This is a genomic window from Fluctibacter halophilus (assembly GCF_020687825.1).
Lineage (GTDB): Bacteria > Pseudomonadota > Gammaproteobacteria > Enterobacterales > Alteromonadaceae > Fluctibacter > Fluctibacter halophilus.
Genome location: NZ_JAJEWP010000007.1, coordinates 123,147 through 145,739, shown reverse-complemented (window position 1 = coordinate 145,739; position 22,593 = coordinate 123,147). Strand labels below are relative to the sequence as shown.

Here is a 22,593-nt window from a genome sequence, read left to right as displayed (position 1 = left end):
TACTCAACAAGCCCACAATTATACGCCAATGTCGGCGCTCATCACCCCACAAAGGGTAAAAATTTGCCGGGCTCCCCGTTTAGGCTACATTTAAGGAAACTCATCAGTTGCGCGCAGGATTGTCACCCACCACACAAGGATTGCACTCGGTGAATGGCTCACGAATCTATTACATGCTGGCAGGGCTTGTCATCGGCTTGATGAGCAGTGTTGTTGCGGCTTATGAAGCCCCACAACGTCAGATCATTGCCGCCGCCGAACTGAGTGGTCTGTTCCACCATGCGCCAGACAACCCGCGCATCAACCAGGGTGTGTATTACACGGTTCTGCAACAGGCGCTAACAGACAGTGCCCTGAACGATCAATTTGAAATCATTATCATGCCCATGAAAAGGGCCAAGGCCGGGTTTATCAGCCGCGAATTCGCCTGTTACTCACCGGGCATGGATACCTTTGACGATCCCGTCGAGCGGGCACAACTGGGCGATGTGCTGGGCGGCATTACCTTTAACAGCGCCATTGTTCGGGTTGTTTCCCGAACCAGCGACGAGCTGGTCTACCGTGAAACGGATATCACCCGGCAGGATGTACTGAGCATGGTCAGAGGCACCCCCATGAGCCACGCCATGCGGCGTATGGCAGAAGCCGCTGGCCAGTTATTCAATGTTCGCAGCGAAACAGAGAACCTTAACATGCTGATCAACGGACGCGCCGATCACATCATGGTGTTTTACCCCGATGTCATTTTTGCCTACCGTTCACTGGGTATCGAACACCACTTTCCCTACGCGGCGTCGTTCAGTCCCTTGGTGATTGGCGATGGTTTGATTTGTCATTCAGCATTCGCCGACGCCTACGCATCACTGCAGTCGGTTTTAGAAACCTACCGCCGTGATGGCACCTTGCACCGTCTGCTGGGTGACTACTACCTGCTCGACAGCGAATACATGGAGATTCCTGCCGCCCACTAGCACACTGCACGCCAAATAGTGCTTGCGTCTGCCTTTGAATATCGATAAATTTTGTATACATTTTTATATTTGTATACATTTATGCAAAACGATCTGAGTCTTTCCGCCATCACTGCCGGTTTCATGGCGGTGGTGATCGGCTTTGCCAGCGCGATGGCTATCGTGTTTCAGGCCGCTTCTGCGGCCGGCGCCACGGCGCAGGTGATGGCATCCTGGGTGTGGGCGCTGGGGATTGGTATGGGGGTTGGCAGCTTCGCCCTGTCGTGGGTTTACAAACGTCCGCTGATCATTGCCTGGTCAACCCCCGGCGCCGCCTTGCTGGCAGTCAGTCTTGGTGGCTACAGTCTGGCCCAGGCGACAGGCACCTTCGTGATGGTTGGCGTGATGTTGCTGGCCACCGGCCTGAGTGGCCTGTCCGATACGCTGACGCGCCGGATCCCACCGGCCCTGGGCGGCGCCATGCTGGCCGGTATCCTGCTGCAATTCGGCTTGAAAACCTTTTCTGCGATGGCAACGGCGCCCTGGATGGTTGGTGCAATGGTGGTTTGTTATATCGTCCTCAAGGGCTGGCGACCACGTCTGGCCATCGTCGGTGTGCTGGTGCTGGGCGTCTGCTGGACCCTTGTCGACGGTCGTCTCAGCGATGCCGAATGGGTCTGGGGATTAACCACACCGGTTTGGATCACACCGGAATTCAGTCTGCAGGCCTGGCTTGGTATTGCACTGCCCTTGTACATTGTCACCATGACCGCACAGAACCTGCCGGGAGTGACGGTGCTTAAAACCACCGGCTATGCCGATCAGCCGGTATCTCCACTGATCACCACCACCGGCGGTTTAACCACTCTGCTCGCACCGTTTGGCGGCTTTACCTTTAACCTGGCTGCCATCACAGCAGCCATCTGCACCAGCGAAGAAGCCCACCCGGACCCGGCCAAGCGCTATGTGGCAGGTTTGTCCGCCGGGGTCTTCAACGTACTGGCGGGATTGGGCGGTGTTACCGTGGTCAGTCTGTTCGCCGCCCTGCCGGTTGAAATGATTGCGGCGCTTGCAGGATTGGCGTTACTACCGGTGATCGGTCATGCGTTACATACCGCACTGCAAACACCGGACAGCCGGGATGCCGCCTTGATCACGTTTCTGATCACCGCCTCCGGGGTCAATTTTGCCGACATTGCAGCGCCGTTCTGGGGTATTGTTACCGGCATCATCGTTCAACTGTGGATGGAGAAGCAACGCCGCTATGTCAGCTAATCAGCCCGGTAGCTCCCTGTATAAAGCCTTCAAACAGGATATCCAGGCCGGTCGTTTACCGGTCGGTACACCGCTAAAACAAACCGAACTGGCGCAACGGTATGGCGTGAGCCGCATTCCGGTAAGGGATGCCATCAAGCAGTTAATGGCCGAGGGATGGCTGGCGCAACATGGCAAGCGCGGAGTGATGATCCCGCCGCTGGATCCTACCGAAGCCGAAGACCTGTACCTGATGCGCATGTACCTTGAGCCTCTGATCCTGACCCATGCCATCCCACACCTGAGCCATCAGACCCTGGGCCAGGCACAGGATCTGTTGCAGCAACTGGATGATACAACCCTCGATCCCCATCAACATGGCGCTTTGAACTGGTCTTTTCATGCCCTGTTGTATCAGGCCGCCCAACGTCCGGTGTTGTATCAGACCATCGCCGACCTGCATCGCCAGTGTGCCCGCTACATTGGCTATCAGTCGCTGACCCTCGACTATCTGCACACCAGTCAGGCAGAGCACCATGACTTACTTGACGCCATTCGTGACAAAAACACCCGACTGGCAAAAAGCATCCTTAAACAACACATCAGTGAAGCCGGTGAACAACTGGTCGCCTACCTGAGAGGCCTGTCAGACACCGTCGCTCAGCCCTGACCGGCGATGCCTTTGTGATCCTTGCTGAACAAGGACTGCAACTCTTCCCGACCGGCCTGACTGCGGGCAATCAGTGCTTGCATGTCCATTTGTTTGTCGAGGGTCTCTGCCAGCATTGCGGCATCATGTTCACGGAACACGCGGGTCATGGTTTCACTCTGACTGTCACTGAAGCCGTATTGTCGCAACACATGGTTGGCAGCTTCAACACTGCCATCAAACAGTTCACGGATCACGTCTCTGATCCCCAGTTCAGCGTAACGACGCACCGTCATACGATTGCGCGCCCGGGCAACGATGTGTACGTCTGGATAGTGCTGACGCACGATGTCGGCGATTTTTAATCCGATCCCTTCGTCGTCAACAGCAATCAACAGAATTTTCGCATGCTCAATCCCCGCGGTACGCAACAGATCCAACCGACTGGCATCGCCGAAAAACACTTTGTTGCCAAACTGACGCACGAATTCAATCTGCTGTGCGTCTTTGTCCAATGCGGTAAAGGGAATATGGTTGGCCGCCAGGATCCGTGCGGTGATCTGGCCAAAGCGGCCGAACCCGGCGATCAGTACCCTCGGCTCATCCGTGTCTCGCTGACTGTCGTATACCGGCGGGCAGTCACGGCTGTTAAACCACTGGCTGTAAAGGATCACCAATGGCGATGTCAGGGCCATCGACAGACCAACCACCAGCGTGATCTGGTTCGCAATCAGCGGCGCAATCAGTCCATCACTGCTGGCCTGGGCCATCACCACAAATGCGAATTCACCGCCCTGGGATAACATCAATGCCACACGCATCGCATCACTGCCGTCAATCCGGTTGGCGCGCAAAATGGCGAAAATGATCGCGGTCTTGATCAGCACCAATAGCACTGCGGCACCGACAATCAACACCGGTTGCGCCCACAACAGCGCCAGGTCGATGTTCATGCCAATGGCAATAAAAAACAGCCCCAACAGCAACCCTTTGAACGGTTCGATTTCCGTTTCAAGCTGGTGCTTAAAGCTTGAATTGGCCAGTAACATTCCGGCCACAAAGGCTCCCAGACCGGCTGACAGACCGGCCTTGGCCATCCCCAGTGAAGTGGACAACACGATAAGCAACGCAGCTGCCGTCATGATCTCTGCGCTGCCATAGCGGGAAATGATGCGTAAAAAGGGATTTAGCAGGTAACGGCCAATCAACAAGACCGCAATGATGGCCAGCCCCCCTACCCAAATCGGTGCTGCGTCGTCGGCAGCTGCGGGCGCAAGGCTGCTGACTAACAGTAAAATCGGAATGACCGCCAGATCCTGCATCAACAATATAGCGAAGCCACTCTGCCCCGGTGGTGCCCGTAAAATGCCCTGCTCCGACATCAGCTGAATCGCGAACGCCGTTGACGACAACGCGATGGCCAGACCCACCACCACCGCGGTCTGCCAGGGCCAGCCCATCCACCAGCCGGCCAACGCCGCCAACACGGTGGCACTGATCAGCAGCTGACTGCCGCCGGTCAACAGGATCCTGTCCCGAAGCTGCCACAACTTTTGCGGCTCCAGCTCCAGTCCAATCACAAACAATAACAGCACCACACCGAGCTCCGCCACGTGCAGAATCGTGTTGGGATCGGTGACCCAGTTCAGCAACGAAGGGCCGATCACCACACCGGCAATCAAATAGCCGAGAATCGCCCCGAGTCGAAATTTTTTAAACACCGGCACGGCGATCACCGCCGCCGCCAGAAACACCATCGCTGTTTCCATGACCCACTCTCACATATTCTCAATGATTATAGAATTAGCGCTTGTTATTCGAATTGCAACCAACGATGAACCAAATACGTCAAATCTGTCTATTTTTTATACAGAGCAGATTCGTTGCTATAATTTTTTTACCCACGCAAATTGATGCGTGAGCGGCGCGAAGGCGTCCCGTACCAAGGAGTGCCACCATGTTGAGACATTATTACATCAGTGATGATCTTGCCGATTTGAAAGTGATTGAAAGCGAATTAGAAGGAAAAGGGTTAACCACCCCCCAACTCCACATCCTCAGTGAGGCGGATGCCGACGTTGAGCGATACCACCTCAATGCCATTGAATCGGTGTTGAAAAAAGACGTTGTCCACTCCACCGAAGTGGGCGCTGTGATTGGTCTGCTCTCGGCAGCGCTGGTGCTCAGTGTTGCGTACCTGTTCGAGTGGCACCTGTCACCGGTAGGCTGGGTGCCGTTTGGATTTCTGGCAGTGGTACTGCTGGGTTTTTGTACCTGGGAAGGTGGCCTGATTGGTATTCAACTGCCCAATTATCAGTTCAAGCGCTTTCAGAAGCTGTTGCGTGAAGGCTACCACGTGTTTTTTGTCGACGTCGAAGAAAGCCAGCAGGATGCACTGCATGACGTTGTCGAACAACATCCCCGGTTACGCCTGGCGGGCACCGGTGAAGCCAGACCCTTATGGGTCGTTCGCGGACAGGATCGCTTCCGGGAATTTATGAAGACGATGCCGTAGACCCGTCTTCATTAACACTGAGTGATTGTAGTTCACACCAGTCCCGGCAGCCTTTGAGCAGATGACGCAGTAATTGTTCAAGGGCTTTGCTGAACCCGATCACCACCGTCATGTCCGTGACGGTGATCGTGTTGTCAGCGCCGAACTGATACTGACGTACCACAAAAGCGTCATGACGCTGTGCGATCTGCCCGTCCAGCCGCTCCAGGGTCGCTCGCCAGTCAGCCGCGGGTGGCATCTGTCGGGCTGACTGCGCAAGCGCTTCCAGTACCGACAATTCCTGTTCCAGGCGCTGTTCCAATTCTCCTTTCAATAGCGCCGTTGTCACCCCTTCCATGTGCTCCTGCTCATCCTGCAGGTCTTCCAGTGCCTGCAGCGCATACTGCAGGGCTCTGACACCGTGGAGCAATTGCAGTGGCCCTTCACTGTGATGGTTTGCCGTGCTGGCCGCGACCAGAAACTGGGTCATCTCCGCACAACCCTGCTGGGCAACTTGCGCCTTGGCGCGGGTGCTCTGCACGTCAACCGGCCAGGATGGTTCAGTTAGCGCCCGTTGCGGCGGTGGATACAGTCGTGACTCAATGCTGGATAGCACGCGCTGAAACAAGATCTGAAACTGACGCAGTGCTGCCACCTGACCGATCGGGTCCCACCGCGCGGGCACATCGGCGAGGAAAGCGCAGGTCGGCTCTGCAACGTGCACAAACCATTGCTCCAATCGTCGTGCCAATGGTTTCAGCAACGGCATCATCACTAAGACGCCAATCAGGTTGAACAAGCTATGGAAAAACACCAGGCTGTAGAGTGGATCTGACATGCCAAACCAGGCCAGCAGATCGGGAAGGAACGGTAGCAACAATGCGTAGGCCAGCACCGCAGTAAACACATTGAACACCAGATGGGCCATGGCGACACGCTTTTTATTGGCCGTGCCCGTCATACCACCCAGAAGCAAGGTTGAGGTCGTGCCCAGATCGGCACCGACAATGATTGCCGCAGCCATCGGTAACGAAATCACGTCATGGCTCAGCGCATTCAATGTGATCAGCATGGTCGCGGAGCTGGACTGAATAATGGCGGCAAACACACAGCCGATCACCAACAGCAACCACAACGGCGCATCAGCAAACATGCCCGGGTCGAACCGCTCACTGAGCACGGCGACACTGTCTTTCATCACGTCCAGGCCGAACAACAGCAGGCCCAGCGCGAACGCCAGTTGACCGGCGGCCTTACGGCGGCCATGACCGGTATTGCTGACCATCACCAGTCCACCCAGCCCCATCAACGGAATACTGGCCACCGACAACGACAGCTTGAAGCCCAATATCGTGACCAGCCAGCCGGTCATGGTGGTGCCGAGGTTGGCACCGAGCATCATGCCGATGGCGTTGTACAAAGGAAGGAGACCGCTGCCCACCATGGCCAGCACCATCAGGCCAACCATTGAGCTGCTTTGCAGGATCGCGGTGGAAAATCCACCGCTCAATACCGAACCCACCGGGGAATGGGTGGTCCGTTGCAGCAGGTTGCGCATGCCTTTCCCGCTCAGACGCTGTAACGCCTGTTCCAGGGTCTGCATGGCAATCAGAAAAATGCCAATGCCTGCAAAAAAGCCCAACCAACTCATGTCGTTTGCTACTCCGTGAACGGTCCCTATGTCACCGGCTGGCCGATAATTCGCAGCAGGTATCTGCTGCACTATAGCGTATTGTTAACGTAATCCCAGTTCGACATCACGAATGATGTAGTTGCCGCTGTAGATCGGGTGAGGTTCGCCACTGGTATCGATGGCAAAGTAGGCTTGTTCCTCTTCACTCAGGCCCTGATAGCCACCAATCACCTGATACAACCAGGCTTCCGGGTCAAATTCAAGGCTGTGCTGGGTATGATAATCCAGTGCTGTCATACGCTGGCCGGTATCGATAACATGACAGAAGTAATTTTCCACCGCTTGTTTGAGGGCGTCATCGGTCATATCAACCGCGCCCTGCGCCTCAACCTGAATGTGCTGCGCCGCACGCTCCGGCTGGGCCGACGTGTTACGGTGGATGACGGTCAGATCCGCCACCAGTTGTTGCAGCACATCTTCATGTTCAACCCGCGAGACATCGACACTGGCCGGCGCCAACAGGCTGTCGGCCTGGTTGAACAACATCGGCACCTGGGTCAGGTTGGCATAATTGCCGGGGGTGAAATCGGGCTGTTGCTCCATGTGCAGCAAAAAGCCTTTCAGCAATCGGGTGCGGCCACGGAACTCACGGAAACGGCCGAGCAGTTCCAACAGTCGGGCCTGCACAATCGCCAGCTCCTGGGTCACCCGCGAGAAGCACTGTTGCAGGGTGACCACCAACAAATGGCGCAGTTCACGGTTGCTGCCCGCCAGCTCGCTAAGCTCATCAAAGCGGAACAATTCGAGCTGTTTGAGCATTTCCGACACCTGGCGCTGGGCCAGTTCATTCTCACGGATCTTGGCATCGATGGACGCCACATAGCCGAACTCATTGTTGATCCGGCCGAATAACACCCGCACGTTGTTAGTGAGGTTCTCGGTCAGACTGTACACATGCTCGGTGACATCGTTGAGGTGCGCATCGGCTTCGGCAAAGCGCCCGTGAGTGAGGGCTTCTTTGTAGTGAGCCGCCAGGGTCGTCAGGCTGGCCAACGCAGAGCCGATGTTGGCATCGACCTGGCGGTTACGTTCATCCTGCAAACTGCCTTCGAGCAGACTGCGCACGGCATTTTTGAGACGCAATTCGCTGCTGTCTTCGGGACGCCACAGAATGCCCAGCTGGATCAGGTTGTCGATAACCCCCGGTTTGTGCTGCTTTTCGTTCAGTGAGCCTGACAGGTACACCTGCATGATCAAATCGGCATGGCGACTCAGCGCGTTGAGCAGTTTAACCCCGGACTGATGAAGGTTGTTGTTCATACGATCCCCTAGATCAGGCTGCCCTGTTGAACCGCTTGCTCGGCCTGTTCGGCCAGCGACAAGCCTTCGGTTTCGTCAATGAAACGCAACACTTCGTACAGATATTCGACCTTGCCGGTGGCAATGTAGATTTGCTTGTCCTGGTTAGGCTTGAGCAGATATCCCAGCTCGGTCAGACGTTTAAACACCTGCTTCAGTTGGCCTTCCAGTTGGGTACTGGTTGATCCAAACATCCGGTAGCGGGCAATCTTGGCCAGTTGCTCTGCGTAGGCTGGGGTGTCTTCCAACGTGGTCTGCAATTCACCGAGACGGATGGCACTGCCCTGGGTCACCGGCACATCGGCACCATTGGCCTGCTGAACCAGCAACAGCCACTCCACCAACGGCATCAGGTTGGCGGTAATGTCCTGAAACTGCTGCGACAACACTTTACGCTCGGCGTCGCCCAGGGTCTGGTAAGCGGCATAGAACACGTCTCCGTCGGCCGCCTTGGCCAGCGTACGGTTAAGCACATTCAGGTGGCTTTCCAGCGCCTCGGCGTTACCTCCGGTTTTGAGGAACCGCCAGGCATCTTCATCGCTGACCTGACAGATAAACTTGCCTCCCAGCAGGGCTTCCAGCACACGGCCTTGTTCACTGATCATATGCTGACCTCCTCATTGGCTTGTTCCTGACGCTGTTGCAGACGGGCTTTAATCGCACTGACTTTGGGTTGCACCACCTGCAGTTTGCGGGTGGTTTTGTCGATCAGGTAGCGGTTGTCAAACAGGGTCAACACCTCAGACTCAGGGTTCGGGAACGCCCCGACCACACTGATGTTATTGTTCTGACAGGCATCAAAAATCTTTTTGATGTTGCTCTGGTGCAAGGTCCCCAGCTCATCAATTGGCCAGTGCACGGTGGCATCCGCCTCTCCCCGTAACAAGCGGGTAAACGCAAGCAGGAACTTACACAAGATCAGGTAGGCCATGCCGTGACTGGAAGACTCGTTAAGCTGGCGGTCGGTGCGGATCACCAGGTTGGAGGCGCCCTCCTTAATGTGCAGCTCGATGTCGAGCAGACGACTGATGCCGCCACTGAGCGCCGCTCTGCCGAGGATGTCCAATACCCGACGCATGCTTTGTCCGTATTCATCATCCGGCAGTTCCACCGCCCCACTGTCCATCCAGGTCTTGTAGTGCTGGTTAAACGCTGCCAACTCGGGCCAGAACTCCAGTTCGCTGATCCGCGAGCGGATCTTAACCGCCGAATCGGATACCCCTTCCAGAAACAGCTCTTCTTCCACTTCCTGGGAAATCCGTCGGCTCTGTCCGGCAATACGTTTATCGATGTCTTCCAGTACGTGATAATACTGAGTCAGGTCCGCACCGAAGATACGCCCCTGCTCACGCAAGCCGTTGAGTTTCTGCGGTACGATCACATTCAGTAGCTGGGCCAGGTGGCTGACCATGCGGCGGTGATCGATGCCACGGATCCCCTGCTCGCTGATCACGGCGCATTCATCGCGGGCCCGCTCCCAGGTATCCGACAAGCCGGTACCGGCCTGGGCAGCAATCAGCTGATCAAAATGTTCCACATAGGCTTTCACATCACCGAGCAGGCGCTCCCGCTGTTGCAACAACGCCTGACCTTCAGAAATACGCTGGGCAATGTTGACCGTATCGGCACCGCGCTCGGCAGCCATTTCAGCCTCGGGCAGGGTCAGTTTAGCCACCGCTCGCTGGATGTTCTGCACATCAACCTGCTGCTCTTTGGCCTGCTTGAGGGCCTGCTCAGTCTCACTCTGCTGGGCTTTATGGCTGTCGCGCTGTTGCTTGTACTGGGCATCCTGCTTTTGCAGCTCACGTTCGGCGTGGGTTGCGGCTTTGCGGGCCTTGGCCAGGCCCTGCTGCCAGGTCACCTTGTGGCCGGTAAAGACCGTTTCGTACCAGCGTTCGTAGTCTTTGACCTTGTTGCGGTTGCTGTCGGTGTACTGAATATCCTGCTTTAACTGCTTAATCTGTTTTTGCAGTTCGCCGATTTCATCAACGTCAACGCCACGGTTATCCAGTTCGTTGGCCAGCCATTGCTCGGTCTGTTTGCGATCCGCTGCGGCATTGTCTTTGACCTTGCGAATGTGGCTATCAACCTGCTGCAGTTGCTCTTCGGTATCACCGATCAGTTGCTGCCAATGAAATTGGTGTTCGGTCTGGGCTTCACGCAGCTGATCCTGCAGCTCCTGCAATGCTTCGCTGTGCTGAGCCTGCAGCTTGTCCTGCTGGCGTTCGTTTTCAGCCAGACGCTTTTTATTCTGTTGCTTACGTTCGGACAGGGCCTGGGCGTATTCACGCTGGACCTGATCTTTGTCTTGCTGGGCCCGCTTACGGTTGGCTTCGGCGGTACGTACTTCACTTTCCGCTTTGGCCTGCACCAATTCCTGATTGCGCACCCCTTCACTGGCCTGGGCCAGCGCAAGCTCTGCATCATTCTGGGCTTCCAGTCGCTCAGCCAGTATCTGTTGAGCCTCATGGAGGCGGGTTTGCAACGCCTTCTCATCGGCGGCATAGGCGGGCGTATCAAGATTATCCAGGTGCAGAGAAACCCCTAGCAGGGCATCGTTGCCGTCGGCCGCCGCAGGCTTGAGATCAACGCGATTGAGCAACTCAGGACGAATGACTTTACCAAGACGACTTTCCCAGCCGGGGATCTCCTTACGCAGAAACTCCAGCAGGCTACCTTCACCGGGGTACAGCAATGCTTCCACATCGCTGACCACCTGTTGCTGTTGCTGATAGGCGCGACGGGCTTTTTCAAGCTCCGATGTTGCGCGGTCGCGCTGCTGCACCGCCTGTTGATAACCCTGCTGTACCTTGCGCAGGTTGTCACGGGCCGCGTCCTCTGCAGTGCTGGCTTCTTTAATGCTGGCATCGAGCAAGTCCAGCTGGCTTTGTTCAAACTCTGAGTAACCGGCGTTTTTGATCGCCGCATTGACCTGCGCCTGTTCGATTTTCAGATCATTCAGTTGCTGGCGGAATTCGCCTTCCAAGCCTTCACGTTGCTGTTGGTGTTCGTCTTTGATGTCCTGCAGTTTTGACTGGGATTCCGCCTGCTGCTCTGCACGTTTATCCTGCAGGGCTTGTTTCTGCTCACCCAGACCGTCCATCTCAGCCGCCACTTTGTCGGCAATTTCGGCCAAACGTTTGTTGTAGGCTGACTCAATGTCCTGATGCTTCTCGGTTAGCAGGCTGTAACGGGTGCTGGCCATATCCAGCTCACTCTGCCATTGGGGTAAGCGTTGTACATTGGCCTGCAGGGTATCGATATCCTGAGCCTGCCAGCGCTCAAACTCCTGCTCGACCTGATCCAGGTCTTTTTCAAACTTTTCGCTGTCAGCCCGTGCCGATGACAACTGTTGATTGAGGCTGTCACGCAGCTCGCTCCACTGTTGTTCGTGTTGCTTGCTGGCCATGATCACATCATCCAACACCCGCTCGTGCTCAGTGATACTGGCGCTGAGGTGACTGATGTCGAAACTGAACTGTTGCTTTAACTGGGCCAGACGCTGATCAGACACCGTCAGTTCATGATCAGCCTGCTCCAGCTTGGCAAACTCGGGGCGAATCGCATCAAACTCTTTGATCAGGTGACATTCACGGATCCAGTCTTCGACCCGATTGCGGCTCAGGTTGGAACTCGGTGGCTGCACGCCGTCCTCTTCCAGAATGGCGGCAATCATGGCCTTGATGGTTTCCATTTTGCCTTCTTTGGAATGCACCGCCTTGGCCAGTTTCTCAATGTGGCGCAGGTGGTGCTTCTGATCACACAAGCTGAAAATCCGCGCATAGCCCAGTAATTCGCGACTGTTGGCACTGCTGTTGAGCACCATCCGATCATTTTGCAGTACCGCCCGGTATTCCTTGGTGTTCAGCAGGTTGGTAACCAACACATTGTTGCGCTTGAGGGCGCGGGCCAGTTCATTCATGGTCACGCTGGCATGGCTACCGTCCTTTTTCGGGTACAGGTAGTCTTCAATCTCAAACGGTTTACCGATAAAACGGTAGTTGACCCCGTTACCACTGGAGGCCAGTACTACCTGGCACAGATCGTCTTCGTTGCGGGCAAACTCATAAATAATGAAACTGGACTCGCGGGGCAGATACCACTTTTCAAAGCTGTCCCGGGTTGCGGGGACTACCCGACTGGGATATTCACCATAAAACACCGGGATCAGGCGCTGTAAGGTGGTTTTCCCTGACGCATTGGTACCGCAGATATTGGTGTGGCCATTGAGTTTGAGTTCCACCACACCGGGCAAGTGGGTGTCTATCAGAATGATACGATGTAAACCGGGCATAGACGTCCTAATCGTTATTATTGCTATGCGAAGCGCGGGCGCAATCGGGCGCCGGCAAACTGCAAAAAGTTTTCGAAAACAGCCACGATTTTAGCGGGATTCGGCGATGATGTGTAGCATCCTGTGGCCTTGTCCGGCAGGGATTTGTAAGTCGTTGATTCAGAGTCAAAGTTTGCCCGATGTAAGGCGTAAACAATGCGCATTAAACTGGCAATAATGGCATTGTTGGTCAACAATTGTACAAGACCTTTGTCCATGCAGGAGTCAACATGGAAGCGCACATGATACGCAGTGCTTTCGAACGTGTTGAAGCGACACGTTACGAGGGTGTGCAACTCATTCAGCAACCGGTCAAACTGCAACGGGATCCGTCGTTGAGTGAGGAAGAGCTTGCTAAGTTGGACGATGCCACCGGCCAGGCCAGCCAGAAGCGCTATTGCCCGGTGTTATTGGCCGATTTGCCCGAATATCCCACGGTCTTTTTGCTCAACCGCATTCAACATCGCCTCAAGCTGCCCTTGTGCTGGGTGGACTGCCCGGCCTTTGCCCGTGGTTATCAGGATGATCGCCTGCGCACCCTTGCGCGGCTGTTGGCCGATGCCCAGGCCGCCAACTGGCTGGTGGTCTTGACCGAGGCCCAGGCCTTGTTTGAGCACCTGGGTGCCCAGAATGATGATCCACTGGAGCGAAGCCTCGGTTACCTTGAACAGAGCCGCGGCATGATCGTGATCCACTCGGCGCCGGGCAATGTACTGGCGCGACTGGAAACCCGCCTGCCGCTGAGAATCCCCACCCGTAGCAGCGCTTAGCGTCCCCCTGGGGCCAGACCTGGGTTCTCAAGCTTGCCAAGCACTTCCCGGTTAGCAAGCGCCAACTGACAACCTTGTCCGGTAAACTTGTAGCCCTCACTGCAGTCGACTTGCCACTGGCGCAATAAATACCCCGCCAACGCCGCGCGGCACTGCACCGTCAGCTTGCCGTCATGCATGTCGTAATCCAGTGCGATGGCTTCCGGGTGAGTAATGGACGGATGGGGGATCATGATCAGATCCACCATTGCGTGCCAGGCATCATCATGACCTCGTCCTTCATGGGCTTTGATGTCATTGCTGAACACCGACACCGCGGTAAAACGGGTACAGACAAAATCGCGGAAGCCACCATTGGCACGGTCAAAGGCGCGCACATGCCAACGGTGGCCATTGTTGACTATGGCATGAGGCACAAGAACTCTCTGGGACGCACCGGAGCTCAGAGACACGTAGTCACAGCGCACTGCCTGCTGAAGGTGACTGGCACGCATCAATGCCGCAATAATGTCTGGTTTGGGATGGATCAAGCGCACCGCATCCATGCACTGCTCGGAGGGCTGTACTCGGGTCGACAGGCCATTGCCAAACCCACGGCTCAGTGACGTCAGGATCACTTCCGGGTCGTGTTTGAACAGGGGCTTGAAGGCATCGGTTCTGACGTATTGCTTGCTCTGGTGTTGCAACACCAGGTTGTTTTCGGCCAGGGTCTTGTAGGTGGCAAAATCGCGGGTGCAGGCTGCCAGGCCGGTAGCGAACCGGTCAACCAGGTCCTGACGACTGACATGGCCGAAATACTGTAAGCTGAAATCAATGAACGCCAGGCGCTCCCGCTGAGCATGGTTCATACCGGCAATTTGCATGATCATTTCCGTTGCATGGTCAAAAACGCAGGTTAACGTGTCCCTGACAACGGTACAATCATTTTGATGACATCATATGAAGGTGCAGTTCGTCATTGGCTGCCCCGTTTCGACTATTCACTATAAAGAAAACGCTATTCATCACATCCTGCTGCCCCATCTGCGCCAGCTCAGTAAAATGTGCTATTCAATAACCGCAGCACATGAGGTTTCATCGTGACGAAAACCGCCTTCTTCATTGCCTTGTTCTGTATTCTCCCCTTTCAATCCAATATGGCAAGCACGCGGGTCAGCAAAGATACTGGGCCATTGCAGGCCGAGGATCTGTACAAACGCTACGCACAGATTAAGGGCGTGAAACGTAAAATAACTCCCCGTACGGATGACAATCAGCTTCGATACGTCGACATTCTGGTGCTGTACACCGCTGAGCTGGCGTCTTCGACAAGCCGTGAAACGCTGCAATCTTACCTTGAGATCCAAACAGGGTTTGCCAATCTGGCACTGGAAAATCATGGTATCCCATTGCGTCGGCGGATTGTTGCAGTGGAACCTTTGCTTTTTGAAGATAATGGTGATCCGAGTCTGCAAGGGTTTTATCAGCGGGTACTAAGCGACACACAACGATATGATCAGATGGAACGATTCTCTGCAGACAGCCTTCTAGTCTTGCGCGCTCGCCAGGGTGGCAGCTATTGCGGTTGGGCTTCTATTCAAGGAACCGTCGCCGTGATGGAATACGGCGCGGGCTGTTTTGTTTCGTCTCTCGCAGCCCATGAATGGGGCCATAACGACGGCATGGAACATGATCGGGACAAAGCCAACTATCCACTGACCAACTACAGTTACGCCTGGCAGTGCGCGGGCCACGGAACAATCATGAATGAATCGGTGGACCGAACAACAAGACACCCCCTGTATTCTTCTCCTGACATAGTTATTGAGGGCGATCCTTGTGGTATTGCTGAACAAGCCGACAACGCACGACTTTTACGCGAGCATATGGCCCTGGCTCAGGAGCATGCACGTCTCGATTACGCCCATTGGCGTGAAATGCCGATTTACGGTGAGGTCGCCATCACATCCCATATCGATAGCGTAGAACAGGCAGAGGAAGGCCTTGACCTTTACCTGACCATTGAGCGTAGTGGTGATATCTCTCAAGCAACCAGTGTCGAATTCTACACCCGCTCCATGACGGCAACTGCAGGTGAGGATTTTTTGCCACTGACGACACGTGTTACATTTGATGCTGGCGTACAGCAGCAGAGCGTCACGGTGCACATAGTGGATGATGCCGAGGGAGAAGACACTGAAACCTTCGAAGTAGGGATTAGATACCCTGAGAACCTGACGATCACCAGTGTCCCGATACAGGTATCGTTGACATCCGCGGAGATAAACCTCGGCCAAGTCAGTTTTGAACAAGCCTCCATAAGCGTAGCTGAAACCGTCAGTACGATCTCGATACCGGTAATACGTCTAAACAGCCAACAAGGTGAGCTAGTGGTTGATTACTTCACTGAAAACGGCAATGCCACCGCAGGTACTGACTATGCTTCTGTTTCAGGCCAGTTAGTGTTTTCAGAAGGTGATGACATACAGACCATTACTGTGCCGATCATGAATAACAACCGCATAGACGGCGACAGACGTTTCACGGTTAATCTGCGCGGGGATCAGATTGGCGAATTTGGGCAGATAACAGTCAACATCCGCGACGATGACAAGGCGTCGTCATCCGGTGGTGGCAGTATGTTACTGCTAAACCTGTGGCTGTTACTGATGATTTGGCGGCGAAGATACCTTACTGCATAATCGTCGACAACGCCTCTACCGCATATTGATCAGCGTCATAGTCACTTAAAAAGTCCGGATCCAATGCCAGGGCCTGGGCAAAGGTTGCTTGGGCTGCCGCCTGCTTTCCCTGAGCAAGAAAGGCATAGGCTTTACTGTCGTAGGCTTGGGGTGCATTGGGAAACAATGCAATGAGCGCGTCAAACAACCCCATCGCATCTTGCCATTGGTGGTGTTCAAGCAATGCCATGCCGGCTTCATTGATGGCGCGGCCGATAAACCGGGTAAAGCCGGCATCCGTGTAGGCCTGCTGTATAGCCTCTGCGGTATTGTTTTCGCGGTGTTGCTGATAAACCTGATAAACAAAATGTTTTGCCGGCAAGCGAACCGGATCATATCTGCCTTGGCGGAGTTGCTGCAGGATGCGAGAAGATATCCGTTCGGCGACCAGCTCATCCGTGTTGGCCAGCACGACCACCTGATAATCGGCGGCGAGGTCCAATTCCACTGCTGCACTGATCCCGGTGCCACCGCCAAACCCGGCAAAATGAGATGGCTGCGCACCAAACACCGCTTTAAACGCGTCGGATTCGCGGTTGACCAACCCATCGGTGTAAAACAGTGCGCGGTAAAACTGCAACACATCTCTGGTGGTCGATTCAATGCCACCGTCCGGTCCGGGCACCTCATAAAGACGACTTTTCTCCAGAGATTGAAACAGCGTGAAATGATAGCGTTGTGATTGACACGACGACGCAGGTTCGGGAGAAACCGAAGTCCGGGCCATCCCCAGTGGGGTAAAAATGTTATTGCGCAACAAATCGGCAAACCTTTGTCCGGTAACGTTTTCAAGCATTGCACCGAGCAGAATGTAGCCATAGTTGCTGTAACGGTATTCACTGTCCGGTTCAAACAGCAGCGGTCGGTCCCGAAGCAGCGCGATTTTCTTTTCCAGCGTGTCGTATGCCAGTGGGTCAGCCATGTATTGAGGCGTGAAAATGTCGCCAAATCCGGCCCGATGCATCAACAACTGCTGCACCGTTACCTTATTTGCAATGTCAGGTGCAATCCCCAGCTTAAACCGGGCAATCGGTGTATTGAGCTGCAACTTGCCCTTTTCAATCTGCTGCAACACAAGCACCGCGGTAAAGTGTTTGGCAATGGAGCCGAGGTTAAATCGGGTACAGGGTTGATTGGCGGTGCAGTTTTCACGATCCGACAGTCCGTAGCTTTGTTGGAAAAGTACCTGTCCCTGATGCGCCACCAGCACATTACCCGAAAACCATCCCCGCTCAACGTACTCGCCGACAATCTGTTCAGTCACCGCCGACAACGAAATGCCGCCGCTTGGCGTGGGTGACGTGGACGATGGGGCGACGTCGGCCGCCTGTGCAGAAACCGACAGGGTCAACAGGGCGATGCCCAGTCCACCGTAGATAATGTGCCTAACAGGCATTTCCAGCCTCCTTGCAGTATGACTACCCAAGTCGTGAACGAGCGATAAAGGCAGCGGTCAGTGACAACAGAACCACCACCAGCGCGACAAAAACAGCCAGCTCCATGCCCAACACTTGTTTACTCAAATTACCCGATTGCACCGATCCGCCATACTCCCCAGACATGGCGTGAGCAACCAGTACGCCTCCCATAATACACGTCGACAGTGTGGCGGCCATGGCAATAGCCTGACGATGCCAGGTTAGCCACAGTGCAACGATGCCAAGGGCGCAGTGGGTAAACAACTGCCAGACTTCGTGAAACCGCGCATGGGGCGGCCAGGTCTGATTGAACACGTGGGATTGGTTTGTTTCCAGATAAGGGATCACAACGAGGTAGAAAAATACACCAATGGTGATCATCACTTTGCTGCTTAGCGGGGCTTTCATCGTTAACTTCTCCTGGCGCGGACACACAGGAGCACAGCACCTGCTTCGCACACGTTTTTCCAATGTTTGAAAGGTTGGCGTTTCACGACGACTGATCAGACATCAGCGACGCAAAGGCATCCGTTGTAGCGTCACTGTTGAGCAGACGCACATGGCCAAAGCCACGACTGACTATCAGCGTTGCGTTGGGCAGGGCTTGTTCCAGCGCCCGCGCGTCCGCTATCGGAATTTGTGGATCGTCCTCATCATGCAATAAGGTCACCGGTACACTAATGTTGCTCGCCAGCGACTCAATGTCCAGCTGTTCATGACGTAAACCGACGATGTCTTGCACCTGCGCTGAGAAGCATCGGGTGGCCTGATTTCCGAGCTTCAACAAGGCTGCAAAGCGGGTAACAATGTTTTCAAATGACGCCGGGCCACTGATCAATACCAGCTGTTTAGCAATTGCATCCTTAGATGCCGAATAGGCCAACGCACCAGCCCCCATTGAATGACCCACCGCAATATCAAACAAGCCCGGTACCGTGTGGATAGCTTCTTCGATAGCACGGATAAACCAGCCAGGGTTTGATTGTGAATATGACGAGGGCCCGTAACCGCGGGGCTGCAAACCATATACCGTATACCCCTCAGCCCGGGCACAATGAAACAGCCGTTCAAACTGATCCAACGTGCCGTTCCATCCATGCAGCAGCAGTATTGATTTACCATTGTTTCCCGCCCAGCGCAGCAAGTATCCGTGACTGGGTAAGGTAGTGATTTGATCCGGTTGTGGCACCTTGATAAAGGGGAAGCCACGCCTGCGCACGGTGAACATCAGTGCCAACGCTTTGGCCGCCGCACGCTGCGGTGCTATTCGACCGAACAGCGAAAAATAGACTTGATAACAATACGCAATCACTGCATTCATGGTCTTCTCCACTTGGGTGTACCGAGAGCTAGGTGATGGCTAGACATACGATTAGAGCGTTCCACTTAGCCAACGAATAACATTGGTGGCAAAACGCGCATTCTCTTCCGCACCTTCAGAACTAAACCCTACGTGACGTTGCTCAAAACGCTTACCATCAACGATCCTAGCTTCGAAAACCTGATCAGTGAACATTGCAGCCTCACCAAACACAGCAACTCTTCCACGACCGACGTCAAGTACTGCCCCTTGACTGAATCCACCCACCACAAGCTCAATGGTATCCTCTGGTGCATCATGGGGATCAGCTGGCATTGTTGCCTTTGCATGCTCACTCAATGACAACAGGATCTGAGCATTGGGCGGCGCTAAAATTGCGCTTCCCGTAAACACTCGTATGGTTTTTATCGGCGCATAAGCAGCGCTTCCTTGCTGAATGGCGTGACGAGTAAGATTGCCTCTTTGAACACTGAAAATCTGCTTCGGATTAGAGTCGTCACGGACATATCCGTCAACATAAAAGAAACCAAACGAGGAAGCCAATGATTGGGCTGCGCGGGGAAACGGAAAGTGATCGGCAATCAACAACAATGCGCCGCCTTGCTTCACCCAATGGTTAACCGCTTCAATTTCCCCACGGTCGAAAGCCTCAGCCGTGGGTAAAGCCCAGTTTTCTACATCACTGACGTGAAGAGCATTCGCAACAACCAACACGTCAATATTCCGCAATGCCGCGGGACTGAATTTCTGGGTATTTTTGACCACCTCATAGCCATGCTGTTCAAGCACCTTAGCAAACGCTGAGTACTTGTGATCTATGGTGTGTAAATTGTTGTGTGCTTCGTCAACAGCGACAACGACGGCCATGGCATACGATGTTGGTAGCAACATCCACAACCAAGCGATACGCAAGAAAAATGAACAAAACATTGGGTTATCTCAACTTTTCAATCAGTCAATAACCTCTCAGGAGGCCATCAACCCGTTTTATTAAATTACGTCCACGCTAACCGCCTGCCATGACCCGCAGTTCACGGGTTGAATTGAGTTCGAAAAATGGGAGCGCAGCAAAGAGAAATAACGCGAGCGCTCCCCAGGCAAATCTATCATGCACAATGGTCAGGTGTACTGTTCGTCTGACAGGGGATAGTAAACATCCTGTGTGGCGAATGCTTAGCCCTGCGTTCAAAAACCTTGTCGAATCGTTCGCAAACAGGGACCCGTCTGGCCTGATCGCCAGCCCGTCACTAACAATAAAAAAGGCCCTGAGCACTGCACTGAAATAACAGAAACCTCGGTACAGCGATAGGTGATATGGCCAAGAATCGTCAGGCTTGAAGAATGACTGCATCGTTGCCATTGGGATAGCTACGGCCACAAGGCAAACCAATATGGATTAGGGCATTGAGCAAGCACTACAAGGCTTCCAAAATGTGTTTTCGGGAACGAGAGACCTGAAACACTTCACCACTATCCAACACAACATCATACGAACCACTCCTGTTTCGCCTCAACTCGCTAATCAGATCTTTTCTCACAATCACCGACTTATGAATACGTACAAACTGAGTGGCTATCAAATCACGCTCCATGTCCTTCATTAACGCGCAATGTAAGATTTTTTTGCCACTGTTCAAACACAACTCAATATAATTTCCCGCCCCTCTGACATAGGAGATCTCATCGAGTTTGATAAACCGTGTTCTGCCCACTTCCCGAAGCGCTATGCGCGGGGAGTGCTGTAACGACTTGACCGGCTTTTGACGATTGCTCAGTAGCGTGTTTACCACTTGGTGCTGAGTGATGATGCTGGCAATCTGCGCGATAACATTACGGGTTGTAAAGGGTATCAACAAGTAGCCGTCTGCATTTTGCTTAAGCGCATCACTGTAGTGTTCAAAGTGCTCAACAACAAGCACTACGAACGTATCAGGGGACTGCAATTGCACGACATACTCCTCAAGAGCAGCGCTTGTGTCATAGCGCAAAAAAGCAATCGCTAAAGACGTATTACCGATACTCTGGATTGCATTAAGCATATTTTCATAGTCAACCACATTGCACTCAAGACCTTGCTCGCGGGCTGCCGTTGCTATCTGTTCAATGGCTGACAGGCCATGTTCACAAATGATATGCATGTGAGACACTGTTTTTCTCCACCTTTTTACTTTTGCCACAACACCGTGCAAATCTCTCTACCTCTATTGTTCCGGCCAAACCAACGTTTCGGATGATATCTCGCTCTTCGTTAACGCAGTTGGGCTGTACAGGAGCAGGTTAATCCAGCGAATGACGTTGGTTTAATGAATTGTTTCGACCTTTGTCAACGAAGCCTTTCATGCATTGACATGCAATGCTGTCAGACTGTAAATGACCAGGCATCGAGACGGGGAACAGTATCAGAAGCTTTCGGGCTCGTACGTTGTAGATCGTTCAAATCTATTGTCACGACGTTCCAATCCCCTCACAGTTTTCTGCCCTCGTCTGGCGGTGTTCCGGCTGCAGAGAAGACACCTCCTTAAGCCCCGCTATAAAATAACTGCGGGCCGATTTTTGCGGTCAAAACTCGATGGCGGCATTCTATCGGGATTATTCTGCTACAGGACATAGCAACTTATGCACAGGCGCTATACACCTATGCATAGGATCTTGAATAGCGTAGGCTACGTCCAAGATACCACTGATTGAAAGAGCGCGTTGATGTGTAAAGCGACGACATAGAGCCAGACAATGCAATTTGATTACCAAAACCGGATTAAAACCACACTGCAGGAGAGCACACTGGGTCAATTGCTCAGCCAGATGACCATGCAGAGTGTGTTTTATACCGACTCAACCCTGAGCGCTCCCTGGCACATCGCGTTACCCGCCATGGAGGGGTGCATGATGTTTCACCTGGTGCTGGAAGGAAGTGCCACCGTTAAGGTCGACAAGGACAAGTTCCCCCTCACAAAAGGGGACTTTGTGTTGCTGCCCAAAGGCCAGGGTCACCACATCAGTGATGGCAGCGACATTCCCGCAACCCCACTGCATGATCTACCCATAAAAATTGTCTCCGATCGGTATGAAGTGTTGCACTATGGCGGCACGGGCAATACTGCCCGTCTGGTGTGTGGTTCAGTGACCTTTACCCATCCGCTGACGTTGAAATTATTGGGCCTGTTGCCAAGCCATATCGTCATTCCCCGCGACAATGTGATGTGTTCGCAGGTCATCAATGCCATCAGCGCCCTACTGCTGACCGAAGCTGCCAATATCAGCCCTGGTGCCGATGGTGTGCTGAAAAAATTGGCCGATGTCTTGATCATTACCGCAATTCGGGAGTACCTCGAGCAGCAAAAAGATCAATTACCGGGATGGATCGGAGCGCTGGAAGACAGCCGGATTGCAAAAGCCATCGAACGGGTTCACCAATCCCCGGACATCCATTGGACGCTGGATAAACTGGCCAGGGAAGTGGGCATGTCCCGCACCAGTTTTGCGGTGCAATTCAAACAACTGATAGGCCACTCGCCGATTGACTATCTGACCGAATGGCGAATGAACCAGGCGTATGCCGCACTGCAACAACGCCAGGACAGCATACTGGCCATCGCGCTGGATTATGGTTATCAGTCCGAATCCTCGTTTTCCAGAGCCTTCAAAAAAACATTTGGTACCAGCCCAGGAGAAGTGCGCAAGCATACCTGAAG

Annotated in this window: 19 protein-coding genes; 7 read left to right on the top strand and 12 right to left on the bottom strand. The window is 53.9% G+C overall.

The window, feature by feature from the left end; translation table 11 throughout:
- The first annotated feature begins 149 nt into the window (after window positions 1-149).
- From LJ739_RS17885 to LJ739_RS17875, 3 genes are all read left to right on the top strand, one after another.
- On the top strand, window positions 150-971 hold the full coding sequence (locus LJ739_RS17885; RefSeq protein WP_229162738.1) for a hypothetical protein: 822 nt from the start codon (window positions 150-152) through the stop codon (window positions 969-971).
- An 81-nt stretch (window positions 972-1,052) separates the two neighbouring features.
- On the top strand, window positions 1,053-2,225 hold the full coding sequence (locus tag LJ739_RS17880; protein WP_229162735.1) for a benzoate/H(+) symporter BenE family transporter: 1,173 nt from the start codon (window positions 1,053-1,055) through the stop codon (window positions 2,223-2,225).
- The gene (locus LJ739_RS17875) at window positions 2,215-2,874 is read left to right on the top strand and encodes a GntR family transcriptional regulator (protein ID WP_229162732.1); all 660 of its coding nucleotides are present in this window, start codon (window positions 2,215-2,217) and stop codon (window positions 2,872-2,874) included. Before LJ739_RS17880 ends, LJ739_RS17875 begins: the two co-directional genes overlap by 11 nt.
- On the opposite strand, the gene LJ739_RS17870 is transcribed toward LJ739_RS17875, so the two are convergent.
- Window positions 2,865-4,622: a monovalent cation:proton antiporter-2 (CPA2) family protein gene (locus LJ739_RS17870; protein WP_229162730.1), complete on the bottom strand. Its 1,758-nt coding sequence runs from the start codon at window positions 4,620-4,622 to the stop codon at window positions 2,865-2,867. The two genes, LJ739_RS17875 and LJ739_RS17870, sit on opposite strands and share 10 nt — an antisense overlap.
- A gap of 188 nt (window positions 4,623-4,810) precedes the next feature.
- On the opposite strand from LJ739_RS17870, the gene LJ739_RS17865 reads away from it, so the two are divergent.
- Window positions 4,811-5,368, top strand: coding sequence for an NAD/FAD-utilizing enzyme (locus tag LJ739_RS17865; RefSeq protein WP_229162728.1), 558 nt, complete (start codon window positions 4,811-4,813; stop codon window positions 5,366-5,368).
- On the opposite strand, the gene LJ739_RS17860 is transcribed toward LJ739_RS17865, so the two are convergent.
- The 5 genes from LJ739_RS17860 to LJ739_RS17840 all read right to left on the bottom strand — a co-directional run bounded on the left by LJ739_RS17860 (window position 5,349) and on the right by LJ739_RS17840 (window position 12,890).
- Window positions 5,349-6,998, bottom strand: coding sequence for a Na/Pi cotransporter family protein (locus LJ739_RS17860; RefSeq protein WP_229162726.1), 1,650 nt, complete (start codon window positions 6,996-6,998; stop codon window positions 5,349-5,351). The two genes, LJ739_RS17865 and LJ739_RS17860, sit on opposite strands and share 20 nt — an antisense overlap.
- An 84-nt stretch (window positions 6,999-7,082) precedes the next feature.
- Window positions 7,083-8,300 carry a phosphoenolpyruvate carboxylase gene (locus LJ739_RS17855; protein WP_229162724.1) on the bottom strand — a complete coding sequence of 406 codons (1,218 nt, stop codon included), beginning with the start codon at window positions 8,298-8,300 and terminating at the stop codon, window positions 7,083-7,085.
- 8 nt (window positions 8,301-8,308) lie between these two features.
- Complete coding sequence (locus LJ739_RS17850; protein ID WP_229162722.1) at window positions 8,309-8,944, bottom strand: condensin complex protein MksE; 636 nt, start codon at window positions 8,942-8,944, stop codon at window positions 8,309-8,311.
- Window positions 8,941-12,633 (bottom strand): ATP-binding protein, encoded by a 3,693-nt coding sequence (locus tag LJ739_RS17845; RefSeq protein ID WP_229162720.1) that lies wholly within the window; start codon window positions 12,631-12,633, stop codon window positions 8,941-8,943. The genes LJ739_RS17850 and LJ739_RS17845 overlap by 4 nt, the downstream gene beginning before the upstream one ends.
- Window positions 12,634-12,656: 23 nt before the next feature.
- Entirely contained in the window at window positions 12,657-12,890 is a 234-nt protein-coding gene (locus LJ739_RS17840; protein WP_229162718.1) for a hypothetical protein, read from the bottom strand.
- A gap of 12 nt (window positions 12,891-12,902) precedes the next feature.
- On the opposite strand from LJ739_RS17840, the gene LJ739_RS17835 reads away from it, so the two are divergent.
- Window positions 12,903-13,442 (top strand): hypothetical protein, encoded by a 540-nt coding sequence (locus LJ739_RS17835; protein ID WP_229162716.1) that lies wholly within the window; start codon window positions 12,903-12,905, stop codon window positions 13,440-13,442.
- Here the strand turns inward: LJ739_RS17835 and LJ739_RS17830 are convergent.
- Window positions 13,439-14,305: a WYL domain-containing protein gene (locus LJ739_RS17830; protein WP_407646811.1), complete on the bottom strand. Its 867-nt coding sequence runs from the start codon at window positions 14,303-14,305 to the stop codon at window positions 13,439-13,441. The two genes, LJ739_RS17835 and LJ739_RS17830, sit on opposite strands and share 4 nt — an antisense overlap.
- 216 nt (window positions 14,306-14,521) lie before the next feature.
- On the opposite strand from LJ739_RS17830, the gene LJ739_RS19165 reads away from it, so the two are divergent.
- The gene (locus LJ739_RS19165; RefSeq protein WP_229162701.1) at window positions 14,522-16,123 is read left to right on the top strand and encodes a Calx-beta domain-containing protein; all 1,602 of its coding nucleotides are present in this window, start codon (window positions 14,522-14,524) and stop codon (window positions 16,121-16,123) included.
- On the opposite strand, the gene LJ739_RS17820 is transcribed toward LJ739_RS19165, so the two are convergent.
- The 5 genes from LJ739_RS17820 to LJ739_RS17800 all read right to left on the bottom strand — a co-directional run bounded on the left by LJ739_RS17820 (window position 16,113) and on the right by LJ739_RS17800 (window position 21,039).
- Window positions 16,113-17,558, bottom strand: coding sequence for a serine hydrolase domain-containing protein (locus LJ739_RS17820; protein ID WP_229162700.1), 1,446 nt, complete (start codon window positions 17,556-17,558; stop codon window positions 16,113-16,115). The genes LJ739_RS19165 and LJ739_RS17820 overlap by 11 nt on opposite strands.
- Before the next feature lie 22 nt (window positions 17,559-17,580).
- Window positions 17,581-17,988: a DUF6640 family protein gene (locus LJ739_RS17815; protein ID WP_229162699.1), complete on the bottom strand. Its 408-nt coding sequence runs from the start codon at window positions 17,986-17,988 to the stop codon at window positions 17,581-17,583.
- Between the two features lie 82 nt (window positions 17,989-18,070).
- Window positions 18,071-18,901: an alpha/beta fold hydrolase gene (locus LJ739_RS17810; protein WP_229162698.1), complete on the bottom strand. Its 831-nt coding sequence runs from the start codon at window positions 18,899-18,901 to the stop codon at window positions 18,071-18,073.
- Window positions 18,902-18,952: 51 nt separating this feature from the next.
- The gene (locus LJ739_RS17805; RefSeq protein ID WP_229162697.1) at window positions 18,953-19,831 is read right to left on the bottom strand and encodes a DUF4350 domain-containing protein; all 879 of its coding nucleotides are present in this window, start codon (window positions 19,829-19,831) and stop codon (window positions 18,953-18,955) included.
- A gap of 485 nt (window positions 19,832-20,316) precedes the next feature.
- Window positions 20,317-21,039, bottom strand: a complete 723-nt coding sequence (locus LJ739_RS17800) for a LytR/AlgR family response regulator transcription factor (RefSeq protein WP_229162859.1) — start codon at window positions 21,037-21,039, stop codon at window positions 20,317-20,319.
- A gap of 592 nt (window positions 21,040-21,631) precedes the next feature.
- Here LJ739_RS17800 and LJ739_RS17795 point away from each other — a divergent pair.
- Entirely contained in the window at window positions 21,632-22,591 is a 960-nt protein-coding gene (locus LJ739_RS17795; RefSeq protein ID WP_229162695.1) for an AraC family transcriptional regulator, read from the top strand.
- The last annotated feature ends 2 nt before the right edge of the window (window positions 22,592-22,593 follow it).

Coding starts and splice junctions, on each gene's coding strand:
- LJ739_RS17800 (WP_229162859.1), bottom strand. CDS start 21,039: ATGCATATCATTTGTGAACATGGCCTGTCAGCCATTGAACAGATAGCA.
- LJ739_RS17820 (WP_229162700.1), bottom strand. CDS start 17,558: ATGCCTGTTAGGCACATTATCTACGGTGGACTGGGCATCGCCCTGTTG.
- LJ739_RS17855 (WP_229162724.1), bottom strand. CDS start 8,300: ATGAACAACAACCTTCATCAGTCCGGGGTTAAACTGCTCAACGCGCTG.
- LJ739_RS17860 (WP_229162726.1), bottom strand. CDS start 6,998: ATGAGTTGGTTGGGCTTTTTTGCAGGCATTGGCATTTTTCTGATTGCC.
- LJ739_RS17870 (WP_229162730.1), bottom strand. CDS start 4,622: ATGGAAACAGCGATGGTGTTTCTGGCGGCGGCGGTGATCGCCGTGCCG.
- LJ739_RS17845 (WP_229162720.1), bottom strand. CDS start 12,633: ATGCCCGGTTTACATCGTATCATTCTGATAGACACCCACTTGCCCGGT.
- LJ739_RS17875 (WP_229162732.1), top strand. CDS start 2,215: ATGTCAGCTAATCAGCCCGGTAGCTCCCTGTATAAAGCCTTCAAACAG.
- LJ739_RS17830 (WP_407646811.1), bottom strand. CDS start 14,305: ATGCAAATTGCCGGTATGAACCATGCTCAGCGGGAGCGCCTGGCGTTC.
- LJ739_RS17795 (WP_229162695.1), top strand. CDS start 21,632: ATGCAATTTGATTACCAAAACCGGATTAAAACCACACTGCAGGAGAGC.
- LJ739_RS17810 (WP_229162698.1), bottom strand. CDS start 18,901: ATGAATGCAGTGATTGCGTATTGTTATCAAGTCTATTTTTCGCTGTTC.
- LJ739_RS17865 (WP_229162728.1), top strand. CDS start 4,811: ATGTTGAGACATTATTACATCAGTGATGATCTTGCCGATTTGAAAGTG.
- LJ739_RS17805 (WP_229162697.1), bottom strand. CDS start 19,831: ATGTTTTGTTCATTTTTCTTGCGTATCGCTTGGTTGTGGATGTTGCTA.
- LJ739_RS17815 (WP_229162699.1), bottom strand. CDS start 17,988: ATGAAAGCCCCGCTAAGCAGCAAAGTGATGATCACCATTGGTGTATTT.
- LJ739_RS17840 (WP_229162718.1), bottom strand. CDS start 12,890: ATGGACAAAGGTCTTGTACAATTGTTGACCAACAATGCCATTATTGCC.
- LJ739_RS17850 (WP_229162722.1), bottom strand. CDS start 8,944: ATGATCAGTGAACAAGGCCGTGTGCTGGAAGCCCTGCTGGGAGGCAAG.
- LJ739_RS17880 (WP_229162735.1), top strand. CDS start 1,053: ATGCAAAACGATCTGAGTCTTTCCGCCATCACTGCCGGTTTCATGGCG.
- LJ739_RS17835 (WP_229162716.1), top strand. CDS start 12,903: ATGGAAGCGCACATGATACGCAGTGCTTTCGAACGTGTTGAAGCGACA.